Here is a 22710-nt window from a genome sequence, read left to right as displayed (position 1 = left end):
GCCCGTCCCGGGAACGGGCGGCGGGCCCGCGCCCGGGTCGACGCCGTCCGGCGCGCAGGTCCGCAACGGCGATCAAGCGCGGTGCCCGCCCTCGGGTGCAGGCTGACGCCATGACCTCGACGGACGGGCTCACCGGCATCCTCGACTGGCTCCAGGTCGCGCTCGACGACCCGGGCGTCAGCCCGACGGACATCGCGGCCCGGGCCCAGCTGTCCCGCTTCCACTTCGACCGGCTGGTCGCCGCGGCCACCGGCGAACCGCCCGGTGCCCTGCGTCGACGGCTGCTGCTGGAGCGCGCGGCGCACCGGCTCACCACCGGCGACCGCACCGTCCTCGACATCGCCGTCGAGGCCGGGTACGGCTCGCACGAGGCGTTCACCCGCGCCTTCCAGCGGTCGTACGGAGTGGCCCCGACGTCAATCCGGAGTCGCCCGCCGCTCACCTTCCGCGAGCTGGAGCTGCCCTGCCCCAGCGGCGTCCACTTCCAGCCCCCCGGCGGCCTGCGGCTGCCGGCCGCCCGTCAGGAGACCCCGATGAACGTTCTCCAGCACCTGGTCGACCACCACGTCGACACCCTCACCGCGATCATCGAGCGCGCCGACACGCTCGACGACGCGATGCTCGACCGGCCCATCACGGTGTCGGTGGAGACCATCGACGAGCAGCCGACCCTCCGCTCGCTGATCAACGCGATGGTCACCCAGGAGGAGCACTGGCTCTCGGCGTTGCGCGGCGGCGAGTGGCCGAACGAGAGCGACCGGACGTTGGCCGGCCTGGCCGCCCGGCACGCGGTCGCCGGCCGGGACTGGCGGGCGTTCGTGGCCCGGACGCTGGCCGACGGGACCCTCGCGGACACCTTCGTCGACACCACCTGCACACCGCCCACCAGCCACACCCTGGGTGGAACGATCGGTCACGTGATCACCTTCGCCGCGGTCCGGCGTACCCTCGCCATCGGCGCCCTGCACAGCGCGGGCATCACCGATCTCGGCGCGGGTGACCCCCGACCCTTCCTGGACGCCGCGGCGGCCCGCTGACGGCGGAAACCGTTCGTCGCGGGGACCGCGTACACCTAGGCTCGCCCGCGTGATCGATTCCGGGATGCGCGACCGCGCGGGTCGCCAGGTGACCGTGCGACCGGTGGACGACGACAACTGGCGGGCCGTGGCGGACGTCGCGCCCCGCGACGACCAGCGGGCCTGGGTGCCCGCCCTGGCCGCCCGCTACCTGGTGCTGACCATGCGGTCGCCGGTGTGGACCTCGCTCGCCGTGTACGCGGACGAGACGGTGGTCGGGCACATCATGTGGGGCGTGGACGACGACGGCTCCCGCTGGATCGGCGGCATGCTGATCGACGGCGCCGAGCAGGAACGCGGCGTGGGACGGGCCGCCGTCCGCACCCTCGCCGACTGGCTCGCGCGGGCCGGTCACCCGGTCCGCCTCAGCTACCACCCGGACAACGAGCCGGCCGCCGCCCTCTACCGTTCCCTCGGTTTCCAGCCCACCGGCGAGCTGGAGGACGACGAGGTCGTCGCCGAACTCACCCCGGCCTGACCGGCGACCGGCCGTCCCGCCTCCCGGGGGCGGAACCTGTCGCCGGCTCGCGGAAGCGGCCGGCCGAACGGGGGCGGGCGGGCCCGCCGGCGTCCGGCGACGGCCTCAGGAGGCGACCGGCTCGGTGGGGACGGCCACGTGCAGGCGGAGCTGGGGGACCAGCATGTCGTCCACGTCCAGGGCGCGGGCCGCGCCGTCCGGCTCCCAGCCGGTGGAGGTGAGGAACTTCCGGGTCGCCGCGTCGGCGTCGAACGTCCAGGCCACCGCCCGGGTGAAACCGTCTTCCCGCCAGCCGTCGACGGTTGCGGCGAGCAGCCGGCTACCGTGCCCGCGCCGGCCCCAGCGCGGCTCGACCAGCAGGTCGGTCACCGCCGCCACGCCGTCGCCCAGCGCGTCGGCCGGCTCGCCCGGTGCGAGCGCCTCGGCGTCGGCCGGACCGGAAGCTGCGAACCCCACCAGATAGGATTGCTCGGCCTGTTCGACGGCGACCAGCACGCGGTGCGCGCCCGAGGGCGGCTCCTGCACCGCCGCGCTCCACCGCCGGGCGAGGTACGCCTCGTCCAGGTTGTCGAGCACGTGCCGGGGCAGGATCCGGCGGTACGCGACCCGCCACGTGGCGAGCTGGAGGCGTGCGATCTCGCCGGCGTCCGAAGGACGCGCGGGGCGGACGTACCCGAGAGCCATGGCACGTGAGCCTACGCAGGGCGAGGGAGGCGACGGTGGCGCAGGGTGCCCGGCGCGCGATCGGACAGGTCGCCGCGGTCGTGGGGCTCGCCGTCGCGGTGACCGCCTTCCTCTCGGTGGCGGCGGCGCGGCACGGCTTCTTCGACCTGCGGGTCTACTACGGCGCACTGAACTGGTGGGTGCACGACGGCGGGGAGATCTACGACTTCCTCCGGCCCAACACCCAGTACGGCTTCACCTACCCACCGTTCGCCGCGCTGGTGATGCTGCCGATGGCGTACCTGGCCTGGCCGGCGGCGATCACGGTGAGCGTGGTCGCCACCGTGCTGGTCAGCACGGTGGTGCTCTGGTGGCTGGTCGACCCGATCGCCCGCCGCGCCGGCTGGGCCCGCTGGTTCACCCTCGCGGTCGCGCTCTGCCTGGCCGCCGCGTTCGAGCCGATGCGGGAGACGGTCAACTTCGGCCAGGTCAACATGCTGCTGCTCTTCCTGGTGGCGGTGGACCTGCTGCGGCTGCTGCCGGCCGGCAGCCGGTGGACCGGGGTCGGCGTCGGCCTGGCCACCGCGATCAAGCTGACTCCGGGCATCTTCATCGTCTACCTGCTGGTCACCGGGCGCTGGCGGGCGGCGTTCACCGCGATGGGCGCGGCGGCCGGGGCGACCCTGCTCGCCGGCGCGCTCTTCCCGGACGCCTCGCGGGAGTTCTGGACCGAGGCGCTCTGGAACACCGACCGGGTGGGTGAGCTGGCCTTCGTCTCCAACCAGTCGCTGCGCGGCGTGGTGGCCCGGCTGAACCCGGAGCACCCGAGCATCCTGGCCTGGCTGGGGCTGGTGCTCGTCACCCTGGCCGTCTGGGCGTGGCGCTCGCGGGCCGCGGTCGCCGTCGGCGACGAGGCCACCGGCCTGGCGCTGACCGGTGCCGCCATGTGCCTGGTCAGCCCGGTGACCTGGGTGCACCACCTGGTCTGGCTGCTGCCCGCGCTGATCCTGCTGGTCGACAACGGCGTGGCGGCGCCGGCGCGCAGCCTGCGGCGCCGTCTCCCGCTGGCCGGCGCGCTCGTCGGGTACGCGTTCCTGATCAGCCGGATCGTGTGGGCCTGGGAGGGGGACTTCACCGGCGTCGGCGGCTTCCTCGGCAGCAACACGTACGTCTGGGTCAGCCTGGCGCTGCTGCTCGGCCTGCCGATCCGCCGCTGGGCCACGCCGACCGGCGGCGGTCCCGCCGGCCGGGGCGGGCCGTCCGGGGCAGCCGTCGAGCCGGGCGGTGTAGCGCAGCTCCCGCAGCCGGACCGGGTCGCGCCCGCCGTGCAGCGGCACCGGATAGGTGGACTCCTCGCCGTCCGGTGACAGGCCGGCCCGCTCGTAGAAGCGGCGGGCCCGGGCGTTGTCGGCGAGCACCCAGAGCCGGTACTCCGTCCAGCCCCGCCCGGCCATCCCGGCCCGGGCCGCGGCGAACAGCGCCCGTCCGGTCCCGGTGCCCCAGTGCGCCGGCTCCAGGTAGATCGCCACGATCTCGCCGTACCTCGGGTCGAGGTCGCCCCGGTCCTGGTTGTTCCGGTACGGCCCGAAGGTGGTGAAGCCGGTGACCGCCCCGTCGGCCTCGGCGAGCAGCGTGGTGAACGGGTGTTCCGGATCGGCGGTGCCGAGGTCGCGGCGGCGCTGCGCCCAGGCGACCGGGTTGAGCCGGCCCAGCACCTCGTCCGGCATGATCCCGGCGTACCCGGCCTGCCAACTGTGCACGTGCACCCGGGCGATCGCTTCGGCGTCGTCCGGCTCCTCCCGGCGGATGGTGAGCATCTGTCCGTTCTATGCCCCCGGCGGTGACCGGTCCAGCGTCCGCTGTCGTGTCGCACCGGTCGACTAGGGTCCCCGACGATGGCCGCACCGGAATCGCTCTCGCTCGCCCAGGCCCGGCGGATCGCGCTCGCCGCCCAGGGCTTCGCCGACCCGGCGCCCACCGGCGCGCCCACCCGCCGCCACCTGCGCCGGGTGCTGGACCGGGTCGGGCTGATCCAGATGGACTCGGTCAACGTCCTGCAACGCGCGCACTACCTGCCGCTCTACAGCCGGCTCGGGCCCTACCCGACGGCCCTGCTCGACGCCGCCGCCTACCGGCGTCCCCGCGACCTCTTCGAATACTGGGGGCACGAGGCGTCGCTGGTCCCGGTCGGCCTGCACCCGGCGCTGCGCTGGCGGATGGCCCGGGCCCGCGACGAGTCCTGGGGCGGGATGCGCCGGATCGCCCAGGAGCAGCCCGAGCTGGTCGCCTGGGTCCGCGACGAGGTGGCCGACCGGGGGCCGCTCACCGCCGCCGAGATCGAGCACGACGCGCCCCGGGAGACCGGCAACTGGGGCTGGAACTGGTCGACCGTCAAGCGGGCCCTGGAATACCTGTTCTGGGCCGGCGAGGTGACCGCCGCCGACCGCACCCCCTCCTTCGCCCGCCGCTACGACCTGCCGGAACGGGTGCTTCCGGCCGCCGTGCTCGACGCTCCCACCCCGACCGAGGCCGACGCCCACCGCACCCTGGTCGCGGTCGCCGCCCGGTCGCTCGGCGTGGCGGCCGAGCCGGAGCTGCGCGACTACTTCCGGCTGCCGGTGGCCGGTGCCCGGCGGGCGGTCGCCGAGCTGGTCGAGGCCGGCGAGCTGACCCCGGTCACCGTTCAGGGCTGGCGGCAGCCGGCGTACCTGCACGCCCAGGCCCGGCTGCCCCGCTGGGTGCGCGGCAACACCCTGGTCAGCCCGTTCGACCCGATCGTGTGGGAGCGGACCCGCGCCGAGCGGCTCTTCGGCTTCACCTACCGCATCGAGATCTACGTGCCCGCCCCGCAGCGGGTGTACGGCTACTACGTGCTGCCGTTCCTGCAGGGCGAGCGGTTCACCGCCCGGGTCGACCTCAAGGCCGACCGGAGGTCCGGGGTGCTGCTGGTGCCGGCGGCCTGGCTGGAGCCGGGGGCGGATCCGGGGGAGACGGCGGTGGCCCTGGCCGCCGAGCTGCACCGGCTCGCCGGCTGGCTCGGCCTGGATGCGGTGGCCCCGCCCGGGGCCGGCGACCTGGCGGTCCCGCTGGCCGCCGCGCTGGCGGGCGTGGCGGGTGTACGGTGAGCGCGTGACGAGCGTTGACCGGCCCGGCGCCCCGGCCGACCCGCAGACGGTCCCCGTCCCACCGACCGGCCCCGGCGGCCCGGCCCCGGCTGCCCAGGCGGTTCTCCCCGCCGGTCCGCACGCCGAGGCGATCATGACCGCCGGTGGGCCGGGCGAGGCGATCATGACCGCCGGTGGGCCGGGCGAGGCGAGCATGACCGCCGGGAGCTCGCCGATCTGGCCCGCCGGGGCGAGCTACCAGGTCGAGCCGGACCGGTTCACCCGGCTCGTGCTGCGCCTGCACGCCCGCGCCCCCCGTTGGGCGGTGCCCCTCGCGGCGCTCGGCTGCGTGGGCGTCGGCATGGCGTACGCGCTGGTCAGCGACCCCACGCACAGCGACCCGGACGCCCGCCCGACCTGCCTGCTCAAGCTCACCACCGGGCTGGACTGCCCGGGCTGCGGCGGCACCCGCGCGCTCTGGTATGTGCTGCACGGCGACCTGCCGGCCGCCGCCCGGCACCACTTCCTCTTCGTCTTCTCGCTGCCCTTCCTGGCGTACCTCTTCGTCACCTGGGCCGGGAACCGGGCCTTCGGCTGGCGGCTGCCGGAGCTGCAGATCAGCCCCAAGGTGATCGGCGGCTTCCTGGCGATCTGGTTCGCCTTCTCGGTGGCCCGGAACCTGCCCTGGGCCCCGTTCACCTCGCTCTACGTCTGACCGCTCCCGCGACCGCGCCGCGCCGCGCCGCCGCGACCGGCATTCGCCTGGTGATCCACTCGTTGTACGGCAGAGCGTGGTGTCCGGCGCGTCGGATTCCGCCCTCCGCGGCAGGTCGAGTTGATCGAGGTGGGTCGCGCGGCGCCGGGAGCGCTGCGAGATCTTGGACACTTGCCGCGCGGGACGGACGGAAAGTGTCCAAGATTCGCTGCTGGTGCGCCGTTTCACGTCCGCGCGCCCAAGTTTCGCGACCGGGCCGGGGGCCACTACAGTCGCAGGAATGCCGGAGATGGTGCAGCCCCAGGTCAAGCTGATCGCGTGGACCCAGTTCCAGGCCCCGGACGAGGTGCCGTGGTCGACCGACGCCGACGGCGGCCAGGCCCTCGCCGAGTTCGCCGGCCGGGCCTGCTACCAGAGCTGGAAGAAGCCGAACCCTTCCACCGCGACCAACGCCGGCTACCTGGCGCACATCCTCGAGGTGGGCCACCTCTCCGTGCTGGAGCACGGTTCGGTGAGCTTCTACTTCAGCGGGGTCTCCCGGTCCTTCACCCACGAGTTGATCCGGCACCGGCACTTCTCGTACTCCCAGCTCTCCCAGCGCTACGTGCCGGAGCGGGACGCGGCCATGGTCGAGCCGGCGGTGATCGCCGACGACCCGGAGCTGCACAAGAAGTTCGTCGAGGCGACCGAGGCGTCCGTCCGGGCGTACACCGAACTGCTGGAGGGCCTGGAGGCCCGCTTCGTCGACGAGCCCAACCCGACGCTGCGCCGCAAGCAGGCCCGGCAGGCCGCCCGGGCGGTGCTGCCGAACGCCACCGAGACCCGGATCGTGGTCACCGGCAACTACCGGGCCTGGCGGCACTTCATCAAGATGCGCGCCACCGAGCACGCCGACGTGGAGATCCGCGAGCTGGCGATCGAGTGCCTGCGGCAGCTCCAGGGGGTCGCGCCGAACGTCTTCGCCGACTTCGCGATCTCCACGCTGCCCGACGGCACGGAGGTGGCGGCCAGCCCGCACGCCGAGTGAGTCCTGCGCCCTTCGCCACCGGGCTCCCGGTGGTCGTCCGCTAGGTTGTGAACATGACGCACGACCACCCTGCCGCCCCCGAACGGGGCGCGTCCCGCCCGTTCGGGCGACTGATCACGGCCATGGTGACCCCGTTCACCGCCGAGGGCTCCCTGGACCTGGACGGCGCCATCCGGCTGGCTCAGCATCTCGTCGACGAGCAGGGCAACGACGCGCTGGTGCTCAACGGCACGACCGGCGAGTCGCCGACCACCACCGACGCGGAGAAGGAGTCGCTGATCCGCGCCGTGGCGGAGGCGGTCGGCGACCGGGCCAGGATCCTCGCCGGCGTCGGGACCAACGACACCCGGCACACCACCGAGCTGGCCGGGCAGGCGGAGAAGGCCGGCGCGCACGGCCTGCTGGTGGTCACCCCGTACTACAACAAGCCCCCGCAGAGCGGGCTGCTGCGCCACTTCACCGCGGTCGCCGACGCCACCGGGCTGCCGATCATGCTGTACGACATTCCGCACCGGGCCGGCACGGCGATCGCCACCGACACCCTGGTCAAGCTGGCCGAGCACGGCCGGATCGTCGCGGTCAAGGACGCAAAGGGCGACCTCACCGCCACGTCCTGGGTGCTCAGCCGGTCCGACCTGGCCTACTACAGCGGTGAGGATTCGCTGACCCTGCCCGCCCTCGCGGTCGGCGCGGTGGGTGTGGTCGGCACCTCGACCCACTTCACCGGGGCGCAGACCAAGCAGATGATCGAGGCGTACGAGGCGGGCGACACCGCCGCCGCGCTGGCGCTGCACCGGCGTCTGCTGCCGCTGTACACCGGTATCTTCCGTACCCAGGGCGTGATCCTGGTGAAGGCGGGCCTGGCGGCCAAGGGGTTGCCGGCCGGCCCGGTGCGGCCGCCCCTGGTGGACGCCACCGCGGACGAACTGGCCCAGCTGCGCGCCGACTGCGCGGCGGCGGGCCTGACCCTTCCCGAATGACCGAACGACACGACGGACGCCGGCTGACGGCGTCGCAGAATGAGGTGGACGCGTGACCGAGGCGCACATCGAGGGTGAATTTCCCCCGCCGCTGCCGGAGGGCGGACTGCGGATCATCCCGCTCGGCGGACTCGGCGCCATCGGCCGGAACATGACGGTCTTCGAGTACGAGGGCAAGCTGCTGATCGTCGACTGCGGGGTGCTCTTCCCCGACGTCGAGCAGCCGGGCGTGGACCTGATCCTGCCGGACTTCGGCCCGATCCTGGACCGGCTCGACGACGTCCAGGCGATCGTCCTCACCCACGGCCACGAGGACCATATCGGCGCGGTGCCCTACCTGCTCGCCCACAAGCCGGACATCCCGTTGGTCGGCTCGCAGTTCACCCTGGCGCTGGTCGAGGCGAAGCTGGCCGAGCGGCGGATCCAGCCGTACACGCTGACCGTCGCCGAAGGCGGGCGCGAGCGGCTCGGCCCGTTCGAGTGCGAGTTCTTCGCGGTCAACCACTCCATCCCGGACGCCCTTGCCGTCGCCATCCGCACCGGCGCGGGCCTGGTCCTGCACACCGGCGACTTCAAGATGGACCAGCTCCCGCTGGACGGCCGGATCACCGACCTGGCCGGGTTCGCCCGGCTCGGCGCCGAGGGCGTGGACCTGCTGCTGTCCGACTCCACCAACGCGGAGATCCCCGGCTTCGTCACCCCGGAACGGGAGATCGGGCCCGTGCTCGACTCGATCTTCGCCAAGGCCCGGGGCCGGATCATCGTCGCGTCGTTCGCCTCGCACGTGCACCGCGTGCAGCAGGTCTTCGACTCGGCCGCCGAGCACGGCCGCAAGGTCGCGCTGATCGGCCGGTCCATGGTCCGCAACATGGGCATTGCCCGCGACCTCGGCCTGCTCAACATCCCGCCGGGCCTGGTGGTCGGGCTGGAGGAGGCGACCGCGCTGCCGCCCGAGCAGATCGTGCTGATGTCCACCGGCTCGCAGGGCGAGCCGATGAGCGCGCTGGGCCGGATGGCCAGCGGCGACCACCGGCACATCACCATCGCGCCGGGCGACACCGTGGTGCTGGCGAGCTCGCTGGTGCCCGGCAACGAGACCTCGGTCTACCGGGTGATCAACCGGCTGGCCCGGGCCGGCGCGACCGTGATCCACAAGGACGTGGCCAAGGTGCACGTCTCCGGCCACGCCCCCGCCGGCGAGCTGCTCTACCTGCTCAACGTCACCCGCCCGAGCAACCTGATGCCGGTGCACGGCGAGTGGCGGCACCTGCGGGCGCACGCCCGGCTCGGCATCGAGTCCGGCGTCGCGCCGGACCGGGTGGTGCTCTGCGAGGACGGCGACGTCGTCGACCTGGTCGACGGGCGGGCCAGCCTGGTCGGCCATGTGAAGAGCCGGTACGTCTACGTCGACGGGCTCGCGGTCGGTGACGTCAGCGAGTCGCTGCTCACCGAGCGGCGGATCCTCGGCGACGGCGGCTTCATCGCCGCCACCGTCGTGGTCGACTCGGTCACGGGCAAGGTGGTCGGCGGCCCGACCGTCTCGGCGAAGGGCTTCTCCGAGGACCCGGCGGCGTTCAGCCCGGTGGTCCCGCTGGTCACCGAGGCGCTGAACCGGGCCGCCGCGGACGGCATCACCGACCCGCACCAGCTCCAGCAGATCGTCCGGCGCACCGTCGGTCGCTGGGTCAACGACGCGTACCGTCGACGCCCGATGATCGTCCCGACCGTCGTCGAGGTCTGACCGTCGCCCGCCGGCCCGCCGTCCGCGGTGGGCCGGCCTCGCCACGGTCCGGGCCGGGTCAGCCCTCGCGCATCGGCTCCAGGCCGGCGGCGACCCGGCTGGCGACGAACTCGGTGACCTCGTACGCGGCCACGCCCCGCTCGGCGAACGGGTCGGTGGCGAGCCGGCGGTCCAGTTCGGCGCGGTCCACCCCGGCGGCCAGGATCACCCCGCCGGTGCGGGGAACCCTGCGGCCGGAGGCGCGGAAGATGCCGTCGGTGTACTGGCGGTCCAGCCAGGTCAGATGGTCGGGCAGGGCGGCGTCGACCCGGTCCAGGCCGGTCAGGTAGCTCAGGGTCACCACGAACACCCGGGCATGCTAGCCGCCGGGCAGTGCGGTGACCGCGTCGGCGTACGCCACCCCCGTGCTCACCGCGGCGGTGACCAGCACGACGAGCTGTGCCGGGGCCACCCCGTACGCCAGGTCGGTGGTGACGTCGGCGGCCAGCACCAGCGCCCCGTCGCCCGGGTCGTGCACGTACGCGGCGGGCAGCAGCCGGTCGTGGTTCCAGGCGTTGCAGAACGCGTACGCCTCGGCCCGGCGGGTGGCCGGGAGCCGGCGGGTCGCCACCGCCCGGGCGTGCAGGATCTCCCCCTGCTGCCCGATCCGGCGGAACTGGACCACCGCCGAGCCCCACCGCCCGACCACCGTGCCGTCCGGCTCCACCGCGTACCCGTCGCCCCGGGCGTCCAGGGCGGCGGTGAGCAGCGCCAGGCTCAGCGGGGCGAGCTCCTCCTCGCCCGGCGGGCCCGGCTCGTCTTCGGGACCGTCGTCGACCTCGTCCTCGGTGGGCAGCGGCACCGGCTCGGCGAGCGGCCGCCCGGCCAGCCAGGACGCGATCCGGCCGGACTGGTGCCCGGTGCCGTTACGGGCGTCGAAGCTGCCCGCGAGGGTGGTGGCGAGGGTCTGCAGGTGTGCGCCGAGGGTGGACACGTCGACCTCGGCCGCCGGCCGGGCGCCGTGACCGGGTCGGTGGATCCGCCGCTCGCCGAGGCCGGCCTCGACGGCGAGCGCGCAGAGCAGCGACCCGGCGGCGGCGAACTCCATCGCGGACAGGTCGTCCGCCGGGTGGTCCAGCCGGGGCAGCTGCTCGGCCAGCACGTCCAGCCCGTGCGCCAGGTGCCCGCCCAGCGCGCAGAACCGGAGGTGCCCGGCGAGCAGCGGGAACGCCGCGCCCTCCCGGCGGTGCCGGCGGTACGCCCGGACGTGCGCCCGGGCGGCCCGCGCCGCCTCGCCGGTGCGCAGCCACGGCAGCAGCCCGGCCACCAGGGCCCGTTCCGGCTGGTCGGTGCAGTCCACCGCGCCGTCGCGCACCGGAGCCAGCGCCGCCAGGGCCTCGGCCGCCTCGCCCCAGCCGGCCAGCAGCTCGGCCTGCCGGGCCGGCGCGCAGCCGGGGCAGCCGGCGGCCGGGTGGGGGAGGGCGGCGCGCCAGCGGTCGTACTCCCGCCGGGCGGTCGGCTCGTCGCCGAGGTGGTCGGCGAGCCGGCAGCGCAGCTCGGCCACGGGCTCGGCGTCGGGGCCCAGCCGGTCGGCGAGGTCGTCCAACAGAGACCGGGCCTGGTCCAGGCCGACCCGGGGGGTGCCGAGGACCGCCTCGACCGCCTGCCGCAGGTGCCGGTGCAGCCGGTCGACGTCGCCGGGGCGGCTGTCGGCCAGCCCGGGGGTGCCGTCCAGCACAGCCAGACAGCGGTGGACCGCCTCCACCAGCCGCCACCGCTCGCCCAGGTGCAGGTACGCCTCCATCAGTGCGAGCCGCGCCGCCAGCCCGGTTCGCACGTCGCCGGTGGCGTCGGCCCGCGCGGCGATCCGGTCCAGTTCGGCGCAGCGGGCCTCCCCGTCGGGCAGGTCGAGGGCGTCGGCGAGGGCGTCGGCCAGCCCCCGGTCGCGGGAGGTGGTCATGGGACCGACCCGCCGGGCAGGCCGTCCACGGCGGTGGCCAGCTGGCAGCCGGCCGAGACGCCGCAGTCGATGAGCTGGTCGAGCTGGTGCGGGGTGACCCCGCGTTCCAGGTCGGTGGTCACCTCGCCGCAGACCTGGGCCAGCCCGTCGTCGGCGACGTGCACGAACGCCTTCGGCCAGAGCCGGTCGTGGTTCCACGAGTTGCAGAAGGCGTACAGGGCGGGCACCTGCTCGATGCCGAAGCGGGGCGCGGTGACGGTGCGGATCTGGAGCAGCTCCCCGTCGGCGCCCCGGCGGTGGAACCAGATCAGGCTCTCCGCCCAGCGGCCGACCAGGTCGCCGTCGGCGTCCTGGACCACCGCGTACCCGCGGGCGGCCAGCACGGCGGCGACCAGTTGCACGGTCAGTGGCCGCAGCGTCTGCGGGTGTCCGGCCAGGGGGCCGTCCGGACCGTCCTCGATCTCCGGCGACGCCATCGGGCATCCCTTCTGAGGCGAATAACACAGACGACGGCCCGGTCCGTGCTGCGACGCGCGGACACGACCCGGAAAAGCGGCGATCTGCCGGGTCCCGCCGTTACGGTGACTCTATGGCGGGCCGTACCTCTCAGGCGAGCCGGCGGCGCGGCGCGTCGCCGCGCGGTACCACGAACAGCCGTGCCCGCCAGCCGGCCAAGAAGTCCACCAGGGCGGCTCCCCGGCGGCGGCCGGCGGCCCGGCCCGGCCCGGCCGTCTACGTCGGACGGGCGGTCGGCGCCCTGTGGATGGGGCTGGCGCACGGCCTGGGTTGGGCGGTCCGGGCCGCCGGGCGGCAGGCCGCCTCCGCCCGTGACCTCGACCCGGAGCATCGCCGCGACGGCGCGGGGCTGCTGCTGTTCGGCTTCGCCATTCTCAGTGCGGTGGCCATCTGGTTCGGCGGCGCCGGCCCGGTCGGCGCCCGCCTCGCCGACACCGTCCGGCTCTTCCTCGGCGCGATCGCCATCGTGCTGCCGGTGCTGCTGATGATCGGCGCCTGGCGGCTGCTGCGTACCCCCGCCGACCCCGCGCACCGCGGTCGCGGCCTGGTCGGCTGGGGCTCGATGCTGCTCGCCACCGCGGCGATGCTGCACATCGGACAGGAGCCGGTCGACGCGGTTCAGCGCGACTACGCGGGCGGCCTGATCGGCGCCGGCGTCGGCAACCTGCTGGAGTCCGCGGTCACCGCCTGGGTGGCGGTGCCACTGCTCGTCCTGCTGCTGCTCTTCGGCCTGCTGGTGGTCACCGCGACCCCGATCAACAAGATCCCCGAGCGGCTCGGGCTGCTCGCCGGCACCCTGGTCGCGTCGCCGGCGGGGCCGGACGCCGAGACCGAGGAGACGCCGAAGCCGGCCCGGAAGCGGCCGGCCAAGCGGCTGCCGCCGCCGTTGGACCCCGAGGAGGACCCGGCCGACGACCTCGACGGCGTCGACCTGCAGGACACCCTGGTACTGCCGCGCAAGCGGCCCGGCAAGGTGCCGGCGAGCCGCAAGCCGCCCGAGCACTCGCCGCTACCCACCCGGGCCGAGCAGCTCGCGCTCACCGGGATGGCCGGCGACTACACCCTGCCGCCGGCCAACATGCTGGGCAGCGGCGCGGCACCGAAGACCCGGAGCAAGGCCAACGACGAGGTGATCGCGGCGCTGACCGGCGTCTTCGACCAGTTCGACGTGGACGCCGCGGTCACCGGGTTCACCCGCGGGCCGACGGTCACCCGGTACGAGGTCGAGCTGGGTCCGGGCGTCAAGGTCGAGCGGATCACCCAGCTCTCCCGCAACATCGCGTACGCGGTGAAGTCGCCGGACGTGCGGATCCTCAGCCCGATCCCGGGCAAGAGCGCGGTCGGCGTGGAGATCCCCAACACCGACCCGGAGAACGTGGCGCTCGGCGACGTGCTGCGGTCGCGGGCGGCCACCAGCGACCACCACCCGATGGTGGTGGCGCTGGGCAAGGACATCGAGGGCGGTTACGTCGTCGCCAACCTGGCCAAGATGCCGCACATTCTTGTGGCAGGCGCGACCGGAGCCGGTAAGGCTCTGGCCATGGACACGCCGATCGCCACGCCTGTCGGTTGGTCCACGATGGGTGGCCTGCGTGTGGGCGATCAGGTGTTCGACGAAGACGGGCGGCCGTGCACGGTGCTTGCGGCGACCCCTGTCATGCACGGTCGCCCGTGTTACGAGGTCGAGTTCTCGGACGGCACGGTCATCGTGGCCGACGCCGGCCACGAGTGGCGGACGACAACTCGGGCCGGACGCACTCAGCGCAAGCACCGGTGGAAGGACGGCTCCTACTGGGCGGAAGCTGATCGTGAGCTGATCTCTCGTCGGACTCGAGAGGTGCTGGACGAGCCTGATCGGCCGGTATCCACCAGCGAGGTGGTGACGGATCTCGGCGAGCAGTTCCGGAACCTCCTCTACCAGGTGCTCCGGGAGGTGCCGAAGGAACAGTCACTTGGCCGGATGCCGTACCACCGTGGCGGTCGCCGGATCACCCGATGGGTGCCGACCTACTCTCGCCACCGCGTGTATGAGGCGCTGTCCCAGCGGATCCTTGCCCCCGGCCGTTCGGGCGGTAGAAGGCACCACGACGAAGAGACTGTGACAACCCGGGAGATCGCGGCGAGCCTGCGCGTAGGCCCCAACGGCCAGTGGGCGAACCACGCGGTCGATGTGGCTCGGCCGCTGCTCTGCCCCGAGCAGGAGCTGCCCATCGCGCCGTACACCCTGGGCTGCTGGCTAGGGGACGGAACGACAGGCGCGGCCAGCTTGACCTGTGCCGACGACGAGATCCTGGACCAGATCCGGCTGGATGGCTACGAGGTCATCAAGCAGCCCGGCGGCCGGATCCAGTACACGATTTCCAACCGGCAGGAACGCAAGCTCCGCATCCTGGAAGCCCTGCGCCTGACGGAGCAGGGCATGAGCGGGCCGGCCGCCGCCCGACGGGTCGGGGTGTCTGTCACTGCCGTTTACTGGGCCCGCAAGGGGGCGGTGCCAGAGGGCGACCTGCCGGCGGAGTCGGTTCCGGTCGAGGATCGTGTGCCGTACCGCACGATGGGCGCTCTCTTCCGAGAAATCGGTGAGAAGCACATTCCGCCGGCCTACCTGCGGGCGTCCGAGAGCCAGCGACGGGCACTGCTGGCCGGCTTGTTGGACACCGACGGTACGGTGTCGAAGCGCGGTGGTGTCGAACTCGCACTCACCTGCGAGCGGCTCGCGCACGATGCCCTCGATCTCGTTCTCGGCCTCGGTTACCAGGCGACCATGACCACGAGGGCGGTCAAGGGCAGACGCCCCGAGACTTCGACCTGTTACCGCATCCACTTCACCCCGAAGGACAAGGTCTTCCGGCTCACCCGGAAGCTGGTCCGCCAGGTTACGGAAAGTCGTCCGAGCACCTCACGGCGTTTTATCGTGGATGTGCGACCGGTGCCGTCGGTCCCGGTGCGGTGCATCCAGGTGGACAGCCCGAGTCATCTGTTTCTGGCCGGTCGCACCCTCGTCCCGACTCACAACTCCAGTCTGCTCAACTCCCTGCTCGTGTCCATCTTGACCAGGGCCACCCCGGACGAGGTACGCCTGCTGCTGGTCGACCCGAAGCGGGTCGAGCTGACCGGCTACGAGGGCATCCCGCACCTGGTCACCCCGATCGTGACCAACCCGAAGAAGGCGGCCGACTCCCTGGAATGGGTCGTCCGCGAGATGGACATGCGCTACGACGACCTCGCCGCCAACGGGGTCCGGCACATCGACGACTTCAACCGCAAGGTGCGCAACGGCGAGATCAAGACCCCGCCGGGCAGCGAGCGGGAGCTGCGGCCGTATCCGTACCTGCTGGTGATCGTGGACGAGCTGGCGGACCTGATGATGGTCGCGCCGCGGGACGTGGAGGACTCCATCGTCCGGATCACCCAGCTCGCCCGGGCCGCCGGTATCCACCTGGTGCTGGCCACCCAGCGCCCCTCGGTGGACGTGGTCACCGGCCTGATCAAGGCGAACGTGCCGTCCCGGCTGGCGTTCGCCACCTCGTCCCTGGCCGACTCGCGGGTCATCCTCGACCAGCCGGGCGCGGAGAAGCTGCTCGGCCGGGGTGACGGCCTCTTCCTGCCGATGGGCGCGTCGAAGCCGATCCGCATCCAGGGCGCCTGGGTGACCGAGCGCGAGATCACCGACGTGGTGAAGTTCTGCAAGGACCAGCGCGAGCCGGAGTTCCGTCCGGACGTGCTGACCGTCGCGCAGGACAGCAAGAAGAAGATCGACGAGGACATCGGCGACGACCTGGACCTGCTGGTGCAGGCGGTGGAGCTGGTGGTCACCTCGCAGTTCGGCTCGACCTCGATGCTCCAGCGCAAGCTGCGGGTCGGCTTCGCCAAGGCGGGCCGGCTGATGGACCTGATGGAGACCCGGGGCGTGGTCGGTCCGTCCGAGGGTTCGAAGGCCCGCGACGTCCTGGTGAAGCCGGACGAGCTGGAGGAGGTCCTGGTCGGCCTGCGCGGTGCCGAGGACTGACCCGGTCGGCCCCTGCCCGGCCCTTTCGGCTCGGCTCAGGGACGGCGAGGTGGCGCCGAGTCGGGGACGGTCCGCGCACGCCGAGGGCCCGCCGGAGACCGGCGGGCCCTCGCTGGTAGGCGTGGCTCAGGAGTTCATGATCGCGTAGCCGATGATCATGCCGAGGATGGCGCCGACCACGCTCGCGGCGGCGGCGTACCAGCCGAGCGGCTTGTCGCCGAGCACCGCGCCGACGATGCCGAGCACCAGGCCGACCAGGCCGAACAGCGGCGGCAGGAAGAAGATCGCGATGACCGCGAACACGAACGCGATGATCGTGCAGACGCGTGCCGCGCTGCTGCGCGGGCGGGCGGTGGCATGCAGGTCAGCCATGGTGTCCTCCGTAATGTATCGATCCTTCTGGTGGGGTGAGCAATCACTACCCGCGACGCACCCGCCACCAAACCGGACGCGGAGGCTGTTTCAGGCAGCTCAGCGAAAGAGCTTCAGCCCGACCACACCGGCGCCCACCAGCAGCAGGCAGCCGATCCGGGGGAGAGTGGCCGGCTCACGCAGCGCGACCATGCCGACCAGTGCCGTGCCCATCGCCCCGATACCGACCCAGACCGCGTAGGCGGTGCCGAGCGGGATGTCGCGCAGCGCGTACGCCAGGCCGGCCATGCTCGCCGCCAGCGAGACGACGAAGGCGGTCGAGGGGAGGAGGCGGCTGAAGCCGGCGCTGCGGTCGAGGGCGACCGCCCACGCTGCCTCCAGCAGTCCGGACAGCACCAGCACGAACCAGGCCATGACGATCACCTCTGACGGGTGGGCCCGGCCGTGGTGGCCGGGACGGGGCGGGGTCACGCGGGGCGTCTTGGCCTCACCGGGTACGCCCACCACTCGTCCGGGGCGGCAGGGGCCGCCGAGCCCGACGGTAGCACCGGCGGGACGACGGGGCCGGTACGGTGACGAAGACCACCACCACTGGAGTTAACGCGAACTTCAGGTTGCATCATGGTCCTCATGACCGTGCTCTTCTCCGACGAGGACGTCGCCGCCGCCGTGGACGCCCCGCTCACCGTCGCCGCCATGCGGGACGCGCTGCTGGCCGCGTACGAGGGTCGGCTGATCGCCCCGCCCCGGGCGTCCGCGCCGCTCGGCGGCGGCCGGATGGTGCTCACCGCCGGCCACCTCACCGGCGAGTGGTACGGATTCCGGTCGTACGACACCTTCGGGCACCCGGAGAGCGGCCAACTCGTCGTGCTGCACGACGCGGGCACCGGCGCGGTACGGGCCATCGCCGTGGGTGAGGAGCTGGGCTCCCGGCGTACCGGGGGACTGGGCGGGGTCGCGGTCGACGCGCTGGCCCGCCCGGACGCGGCCACCCTCGGCGTGGTGGGCTCGGGCCGCCAGGCGTGGAGCCAGGTCTGGGCCGCCGCCGCGGTCCGCCCCCTGCGTGAGGTGACGGTGCACAGCCGCTCGTCGGCTCGCCGGGAGGCGTTCGCCGCCCGGGTCCGGGCCGAGCTGGGCGTGCCCGCCCGCGCGGTCGGTTCGGCCGCCGAGGCGGTGCGGCAGCGGGACGTGGTGGTGCTCGCCACCACCAGCACCACCCCCGTGCTCGCGGCGTCCGACCTCGCCCCGGGGACCCACGTCAACACCGTCGGCTTCAAGCAGGTCAACCGGCACGAGTTCGGCCCCGACCTGCTGGACGCCGCCGAGGTGCTGGTCACCGACTCGCCCGCGCAGGCCGCCGCGTACAGCCCGCCGATGCTGGCCGCCGTCGAGCCGTACGCCGGCCGGCTGCGCGACCTGGGTGCGGTGCTGGCCGGGGCGGCGCCGGGCCGCACCCGCGCGGACCAGATCTCGGTCTTCTGCTCCACCGGCCTGGCCGGCACCGAGGTCTTCCTGCTCGACCGCCTGGCCCGGGTGGGCGCCGCGCCGGTGGTGTGAGGTCGCCGATGCCGGCGGGCGGGTGTCGTCGGGTTCCCGGCGCGGCCCGGTACCCTCGGATGGTGTCTGCCACCTCCCCTAACGACAACGGCCGCCGCGTCGCCCTGCTGACGCTGGGCTGTGCCCGTAACGAGGTCGACTCGGAGGAGCTGGCCGCCCGGTTGCACGCCGACGGCTGGCAGGTGACCACCGACGGCGAGGGTGCCGACGTGGTGGTCGTGAACACCTGCGGCTTCGTGGAGAAGGCCAAGCAGGACTCGATCCAGACGCTGCTCGCCGCCGCCGACACCGGCGCCCGGGTGGTCGCCGCCGGCTGCATGGCCGAGCGGTACGGCCGCGAGCTGGCGCAGAGCCTCCCCGAGGCGCAGGCGGTGCTGAGCTTCGACGACTACCCGGAGATCTCCGCCCGGCTGAACGCGGTGGTGGCCGGCGAGGCCATCGACGCGCACACCCCGCGGGACCGCCGGGAGCTGCTGCCGCTCACCCCGGTGAAGCGGCGCGAGGCGGCGGTGTCGCTGCCCGGCCATGGCACCCCGACCCGGGTGACCACCGAGCCCGACGAGCGCACCCCGGCGCATCTGCGGCAGGTGCTGCGGCACCGGCTCGACACCGGGCCGGTCGCCTCGCTCAAGCTGGCCAGCGGCTGCGACCGGCGCTGCGCGTTCTGCGCCATCCCGGCGTTCCGCGGGGCGTTCGTCTCGCGCACCCCGGACGAGCTGCTCGCCGAGGCGGAGTGGCTGGCCAAGACCGGCGTCCGCGAGCTGGTGCTGGTGAGCGAGAACTCCACCTCGTACGGCAAGGATCTCGGTGACCCCCGGGCGCTGGAGAAGCTGCTGCCGCAGCTCGCCGCGATCGACGGGATCGTCCGGGTCCGGGCCAGCTACCTCCAGCCGGCCGAGACCCGGCCCGGGCTGGTCGAGGTGATCGCCACCACGCCCGGCGTCGCGCCGTACTTCGACCTGTCGTTCCAGCACTCCAGCGAGCCGGTACTGCGCCGGATGCGCCGGTTCGGCTCCACCGACCGCTTCCTGGAGCTGCTCGCCTCCGCCCGCGCCCTGGCGCCGGAGGCGGGCGCGCGCAGCAACTTCATCGTCGGCTTCCCGGGCGAGACCCGGCAGGATGTCAACGAGCTGGTCCGGTTCCTGACCGAGGCGCGGCTGGACGCGATCGGCGTGTTCGACTACAGCGACGAGGACGGCACCGAGGCCGCCGGCCTGCCCGGCAAGGTCAGCGCCGCCACCGTCAAGCGGCGGTACGACAAGCTCGCCGCGCTCGCCGACGAGCTCTGCTCCCAGCGGGCCGAGGAGCGGCTCGGCTCGACGGTCGAGGTGCTGGTCGACACGGTCACCGACGGCGTGGTCGAGGGGCGTGCGGCCCACCAGGCGCCCGAGGTCGACGGCTCGACCACCCTGGTCGCGCCGGCCGACGGCGGGGTCGACCTGGCCGCGCTGCGACCGGGCGACCTGGTCCGGGCCACGGTCACCGCGACCGAGGGTGTCGACCTGGTCGCCGTGCCGGATGAGATGATCTCGGCGGCGCCCGGCGCGGCACGGTGACGACGGGCCCGGACGGAGCGGGGGAGCCACGTGGTGCGGTGCCAGGTATGACCGGGGCGGAGTCGACGGTGGCGTCCCGGGTGCCCCTGTTCAACGCCGCGAACGTGCTGACCGCGGTGCGGCTGGTGCTGGTGCCGGTCTTCGCCGCGACGGTGGTCGCGTCCGGGATGAGCCACGCCGGCTGGCGGATGGTCGCCTGTCTGATCTTCGTGATCGCCTCGGTGACCGACCTGGTGGACGGCTGGATCGCCCGCCGGTTCGGGTTGGTCACCTCGCTGGGCAAGGTCGCCGACCCGATCGCCGACAAGGCGCTCACCGGCGCCGCGCTGGTGCTGCTCTCCGTCTACGACCGCCTGCCCTGGTGGGTGACCGCGGTGATCCTCGCCCGTGAGCTGGGTATCACCGCCCTGCGGTTCTGGGTGATCCGGCACGGCGTCATCGCCGCCAGCCGGGGCGGCAAGATCAAGACTGCGCTCCAGATCCTCGCCATCACCTGGTACCTCTGGCCGATGCCCGCCGCGCTGGCCGAGGTCGGTCCGTGGATCATGGGCGCGGCGGTCGTGGTCACCGTGGTCACCGGCTTCGACTACGTCGCCCAGGCCGTGCGCCTGCGCCGCCCCACTCCCTGACCGCCCCTGCGGCTGCAAGGATGAGGGCCGGGTCGCCGGGGAAGAGGTGTTGACCATGGGGACGGACGCGACGCACGAGCGGGTCGAGGCGGGTCGGGCCGCGTTCGTCGTGCACAGCCTGCACGAACGGCGCGAGACCCTGGCGACCGTCGAGTCGCTCACCGGCGGGGCGCTCGCCAGCACGATCGTGGAGATCGCCGGAGTGAGCGGCGTCTACCGGGGCGGCCTGGTGGTCTACGCCACCGAGTTGAAGTCGGAGCTGGCCGGCGTACCCGAGGACCTGCTCAGGGAGCGCGGACCGGTGGACCCGGACGTGGCCGCCGCGCTCGCCGAGGGTGGGCGTCGGCGGTGCGGCGCCCACTGGGGCCTGGCTACCACCGGCGTGGCCGGGCCGGAGCCGCAGGACGGCAAGCCGGTCGGCCTGGTGTACGTCGCCGCCGCCGGGCCCGGCGGCACCACGGTCCGCCGGCTCGACCTCGACGGCGGGCGGGACCGGATCCGTGGGGCCGCGGTGATCGAGGCGCTGCGGTTGCTCACCGAACGGATCCAGGCCGCGAACGGCGGTCCCGACGCGGCGGACCCGACCGCGACCGGCCTGGTCGACGCTGCCGACCCGGCCGGAGCGGGCCGCCGGTGAGCCGGGTGGCGACACGCCCGACCGCGGGCGCGCCGGCCGGCCGGGCCGGAAACCGTCCCGGCGGCCGGAACGGCGCAATTCGAGGGGTGGGGCGGGATGTCGGCGGGCCCGGCAACGGGTACGGTTGCGGGAAGGCTCCGACGGTCGGCGTCGGGGGCGGGCGACCGCGTCCGGCGCGGTACGGTCGGCCGGAGATGGTGGTCCCGTCAGGGGGAGGTGCGATGGTCCTGCTACGCCGGGTGATCGGTGACGCACTGCGGGCGCGCCGGCAGGGGCAGCACCGCACCCTCCGTGAGGTCTCCTCCGCCGCCAACGTGAGCCTCGGCTACCTCTCGGAGATCGAGCGGGGTCAGAAGGAGCCGTCCAGCGAGCTGCTGGCCGCGATCTGCGACGCGCTCGGCGCCCGCCTCTCCGAGCTGCTCCGTGAGGTCAGCGACACGGTCGCCCTGGCCGAGCAGATGCCGGGCGTGCTGGTGCCGGTGGCCGGCGAGCCGGTCGAGCCGACGCCGGTCGCCCCGCCGGTGGTCCGCAAGGCGACCAACCGGGGCGTCCGGCAGGTCTCCTCGGACGGGTCGGTGTCGGTCCAGGTCCGGCAGGACTCGCCGCTCAAGGCGACGCTGCGCAGCACCCGGGTCCGCCCCGCGGACCGCGACGTGGTCTGCGCCGCCTGAACCCGCGTCAGGGCATGGCCTCCGGTGGCGGCCGCCGCGTACTGTTGATCAGGGTTGTCCAGGTGTCACGCTGGTGTACGCCTGGGACGATGGAGGCACACCGCGCGACTCACCGGTCGATCCCGCCCGGCCCGGTCGAGGCGGCGCGACGCTACTGAGGGGACAACGCGGAGATGGCGAACCCGTTCGTCAAGGGTTGGAAATACCTGATGGCGCTCTTCGGCGCGAAGATCGACGAGCACGCCGACCCGAAGGTGCAGATCCAGCAGGCCATCGAGGAGGCCCAGCGGCAGCACCAGGCGCTGGTCCAGCAGGCGGCGGCGGTGATCGGCAACCAACGCCAGCTCGAGATGAAGCTGTCCCGGCAGATGTCCGAGGTCGAGCAGCTCCAGGCGAACGCCCGGCAGGCCCTGGTCCTCGCCGACCAGGCCCGTGCCCGCGGTGACGAGACCGAGGCGGGCCGGTACGAGCAGTCCGCCCAGCTCCTCGCCACCCAGCTGGTCTCCGCCGAGCAGGCCACCGAGGACCTGAAGACCCTGCACGACCAGGCGCTCGGCGCGGCCGCTCAGGCGCGCAAGGCGGTCGAGAACAACTCGATGATCCTCCAGCAGAAGCTGGCCGAGCGGACCAAGCTGCTCAGCCAGCTGGAGCAGGCCAAGATGCAGGAGAGCGTGGCCCGCTCGCTGGAGTCGATGTCCTCGCTCACCGCCCCGGGCAGCACCCCGTCCCTGAACGAGGTCCGGGACCGCATCGAGCGCCGGTACGCCGACGCGATGGGCCGGGCCGAACTGGCCGGCAACTCGGTCGAGGGCCGGATGCTGGAGATCCAGAAGGCGACGCTCGACTCGGCCGGATCGGCGAGACTGGAGCAGATCCGGTCGAGCATGGCCGGCGAGCAGCTCACCGGCGGGCAGGAGCGCCCGGCCGTGGGGCAGCCCGCCCCGGCCGCCGACCCGGCGGCCGCCGCCCGCCTCGACCAGATCCGGGCCAGCATGAGCCGGGAGCGCGGCACCGGGGAGACCACCACCAGCTGAGACGCG

The 22710-nt window shown here is 73.7% G+C and carries 21 protein-coding genes, 2 pseudogenes and 1 riboswitch; of the genes and pseudogenes, 16 read left to right on the top strand and 7 right to left on the bottom strand.

Features of this window, described 5'->3' with window-relative positions:
- Positions 1-110: 110 nt before the first annotated feature.
- The gene (locus ACL02O_RS05480) at positions 111-1037 is read left to right on the top strand and encodes a helix-turn-helix domain-containing protein (RefSeq protein WP_412816840.1); all 927 of its coding nucleotides are present in this window, start codon (positions 111-113) and stop codon (positions 1035-1037) included.
- Positions 1038-1086: 49 nt separating this feature from the next.
- Positions 1087-1554 carry a GNAT family N-acetyltransferase gene (locus tag ACL02O_RS05475; protein ID WP_412816839.1) on the top strand — a complete coding sequence of 156 codons (468 nt, stop codon included), beginning with the start codon at positions 1087-1089 and terminating at the stop codon, positions 1552-1554.
- Positions 1555-1659: 105 nt separating this feature from the next.
- Here the strand turns inward: ACL02O_RS05475 and ACL02O_RS05470 are convergent, their stop codons facing one another.
- On the bottom strand, positions 1660-2238 hold the full coding sequence (locus ACL02O_RS05470) for a GNAT family N-acetyltransferase (RefSeq protein ID WP_412816838.1): 579 nt from the start codon (positions 2236-2238) through the stop codon (positions 1660-1662).
- A 35-nt stretch (positions 2239-2273) separates the two neighbouring features.
- On the opposite strand from ACL02O_RS05470, the gene ACL02O_RS05465 reads away from it, so the two are divergent.
- Positions 2274-3584 (top strand): glycosyltransferase 87 family protein, encoded by a 1311-nt coding sequence (locus ACL02O_RS05465; protein ID WP_412816837.1) that lies wholly within the window; start codon positions 2274-2276, stop codon positions 3582-3584.
- A 15-nt stretch (positions 3585-3599) separates the two neighbouring features.
- Here ACL02O_RS05465 and ACL02O_RS05460 read toward each other — a convergent pair.
- Positions 3600-3944 (bottom strand): annotated as a pseudogene (locus tag ACL02O_RS05460) (GNAT family N-acetyltransferase); the annotation flags it as partial.
- 168 nt (positions 3945-4112) lie between these two features.
- Here ACL02O_RS05460 and ACL02O_RS05455 point away from each other — a divergent pair.
- The 5 genes from ACL02O_RS05455 (at position 4113) to ACL02O_RS05435 (ending at position 9784) form a co-directional block, all read left to right on the top strand.
- Complete coding sequence (locus ACL02O_RS05455; protein WP_412816836.1) at positions 4113-5342, top strand: winged helix-turn-helix domain-containing protein; 1230 nt, start codon at positions 4113-4115, stop codon at positions 5340-5342.
- Positions 5343-5475: 133 nt separating this feature from the next.
- Positions 5476-6036 carry a DUF2752 domain-containing protein gene (locus ACL02O_RS05450; protein WP_412816901.1) on the top strand — a complete coding sequence of 187 codons (561 nt, stop codon included), beginning with the start codon at positions 5476-5478 and terminating at the stop codon, positions 6034-6036.
- 289 nt (positions 6037-6325) lie between these two features.
- Positions 6326-7063, top strand: a complete 738-nt coding sequence (gene thyX, locus ACL02O_RS05445; RefSeq protein WP_412816900.1) for an FAD-dependent thymidylate synthase — start codon at positions 6326-6328, stop codon at positions 7061-7063.
- Positions 7064-7116: 53 nt separating this feature from the next.
- Positions 7117-8043 carry a 4-hydroxy-tetrahydrodipicolinate synthase gene (gene dapA / locus ACL02O_RS05440; protein WP_412816835.1) on the top strand — a complete coding sequence of 309 codons (927 nt, stop codon included), beginning with the start codon at positions 7117-7119 and terminating at the stop codon, positions 8041-8043.
- 52 nt (positions 8044-8095) lie between these two features.
- A complete protein-coding gene (locus tag ACL02O_RS05435) occupies positions 8096-9784 on the top strand; it encodes a ribonuclease J (RefSeq protein WP_412816834.1) in 1689 nt (562 codons plus the stop codon).
- A gap of 58 nt (positions 9785-9842) precedes the next feature.
- Here the strand turns inward: ACL02O_RS05435 and ACL02O_RS05430 are convergent, their stop codons facing one another.
- Genes ACL02O_RS05430 through ACL02O_RS05420 form a run of 3 tightly spaced genes read right to left on the bottom strand, consistent with a single transcriptional unit; the run spans position 9843 to position 12199 of the window.
- Positions 9843-10133: a YciI family protein gene (locus ACL02O_RS05430; RefSeq protein WP_412816833.1), complete on the bottom strand. Its 291-nt coding sequence runs from the start codon at positions 10131-10133 to the stop codon at positions 9843-9845.
- 9 nt (positions 10134-10142) lie between these two features.
- Positions 10143-11723: a type III secretion system chaperone family protein gene (locus tag ACL02O_RS05425; RefSeq protein WP_412816832.1), complete on the bottom strand. Its 1581-nt coding sequence runs from the start codon at positions 11721-11723 to the stop codon at positions 10143-10145.
- Entirely contained in the window at positions 11720-12199 is a 480-nt protein-coding gene (locus ACL02O_RS05420; protein ID WP_412816831.1) for a type III secretion system chaperone family protein, read from the bottom strand. The genes ACL02O_RS05425 and ACL02O_RS05420 overlap by 4 nt, the downstream gene beginning before the upstream one ends.
- Before the next feature lie 113 nt (positions 12200-12312).
- On the opposite strand from ACL02O_RS05420, the pseudogene ACL02O_RS34520 reads away from it, so the two are divergent.
- A pseudogene (locus tag ACL02O_RS34520) lies at positions 12313-13836 on the top strand (DNA translocase FtsK 4TM domain-containing protein); the annotation flags it as partial.
- Positions 13819-16248 carry a DNA translocase FtsK gene (locus ACL02O_RS34515; RefSeq protein ID WP_459560881.1) on the top strand — a complete coding sequence of 810 codons (2430 nt, stop codon included), beginning with the start codon at positions 13819-13821 and terminating at the stop codon, positions 16246-16248. The pseudogene ACL02O_RS34520 and the gene ACL02O_RS34515, both read left to right, overlap by 18 nt.
- 126 nt (positions 16249-16374) lie before the next feature.
- On the opposite strand, the gene ACL02O_RS05400 is transcribed toward ACL02O_RS34515, so the two are convergent.
- Both ACL02O_RS05400 and ACL02O_RS05395 read right to left on the bottom strand, forming a co-directional pair.
- The gene (locus tag ACL02O_RS05400; protein ID WP_412816830.1) at positions 16375-16620 is read right to left on the bottom strand and encodes a hypothetical protein; all 246 of its coding nucleotides are present in this window, start codon (positions 16618-16620) and stop codon (positions 16375-16377) included.
- A gap of 99 nt (positions 16621-16719) precedes the next feature.
- The gene (locus tag ACL02O_RS05395) at positions 16720-17034 is read right to left on the bottom strand and encodes a DMT family transporter (RefSeq protein WP_412816829.1); all 315 of its coding nucleotides are present in this window, start codon (positions 17032-17034) and stop codon (positions 16720-16722) included.
- 56 nt (positions 17035-17090) lie between these two features.
- Positions 17091-17155, bottom strand: a riboswitch (guanidine-III (ykkC-III) riboswitch).
- Between the two features lie 95 nt (positions 17156-17250).
- Here ACL02O_RS05395 and ACL02O_RS05390 point away from each other — a divergent pair.
- From ACL02O_RS05390 to ACL02O_RS05365, 6 genes are all read left to right on the top strand, one after another.
- On the top strand, positions 17251-18177 hold the full coding sequence (locus tag ACL02O_RS05390) for an ornithine cyclodeaminase family protein (RefSeq protein ID WP_412816828.1): 927 nt from the start codon (positions 17251-17253) through the stop codon (positions 18175-18177).
- Positions 18178-18236: 59 nt separating this feature from the next.
- Positions 18237-19733, top strand: coding sequence for a 30S ribosomal protein S12 methylthiotransferase RimO (gene rimO / locus ACL02O_RS05385; RefSeq protein WP_412816827.1), 1497 nt, complete (start codon positions 18237-18239; stop codon positions 19731-19733).
- A gap of 47 nt (positions 19734-19780) precedes the next feature.
- A complete protein-coding gene (gene pgsA, locus ACL02O_RS05380) occupies positions 19781-20362 on the top strand; it encodes a CDP-diacylglycerol--glycerol-3-phosphate 3-phosphatidyltransferase (protein ID WP_412816826.1) in 582 nt (193 codons plus the stop codon).
- Positions 20363-20417: 55 nt separating this feature from the next.
- Entirely contained in the window at positions 20418-20999 is a 582-nt protein-coding gene (locus tag ACL02O_RS05375; RefSeq protein ID WP_412816825.1) for a CinA family protein, read from the top strand.
- 221 nt (positions 21000-21220) lie between these two features.
- Positions 21221-21670 carry a helix-turn-helix domain-containing protein gene (locus ACL02O_RS05370; protein ID WP_412816824.1) on the top strand — a complete coding sequence of 150 codons (450 nt, stop codon included), beginning with the start codon at positions 21221-21223 and terminating at the stop codon, positions 21668-21670.
- Between the two features lie 173 nt (positions 21671-21843).
- Positions 21844-22704 carry a PspA/IM30 family protein gene (locus ACL02O_RS05365; RefSeq protein WP_412816823.1) on the top strand — a complete coding sequence of 287 codons (861 nt, stop codon included), beginning with the start codon at positions 21844-21846 and terminating at the stop codon, positions 22702-22704.
- The last annotated feature ends 6 nt before the right edge of the window (positions 22705-22710 follow it).

The organism is Micromonospora mangrovicola, assembly GCF_047200535.1.
In the GTDB taxonomy this organism is placed as follows: domain Bacteria; phylum Actinomycetota; class Actinomycetes; order Mycobacteriales; family Micromonosporaceae; genus Micromonospora.
This window is presented reverse-complemented; position numbering and strand designations above follow the sequence as displayed.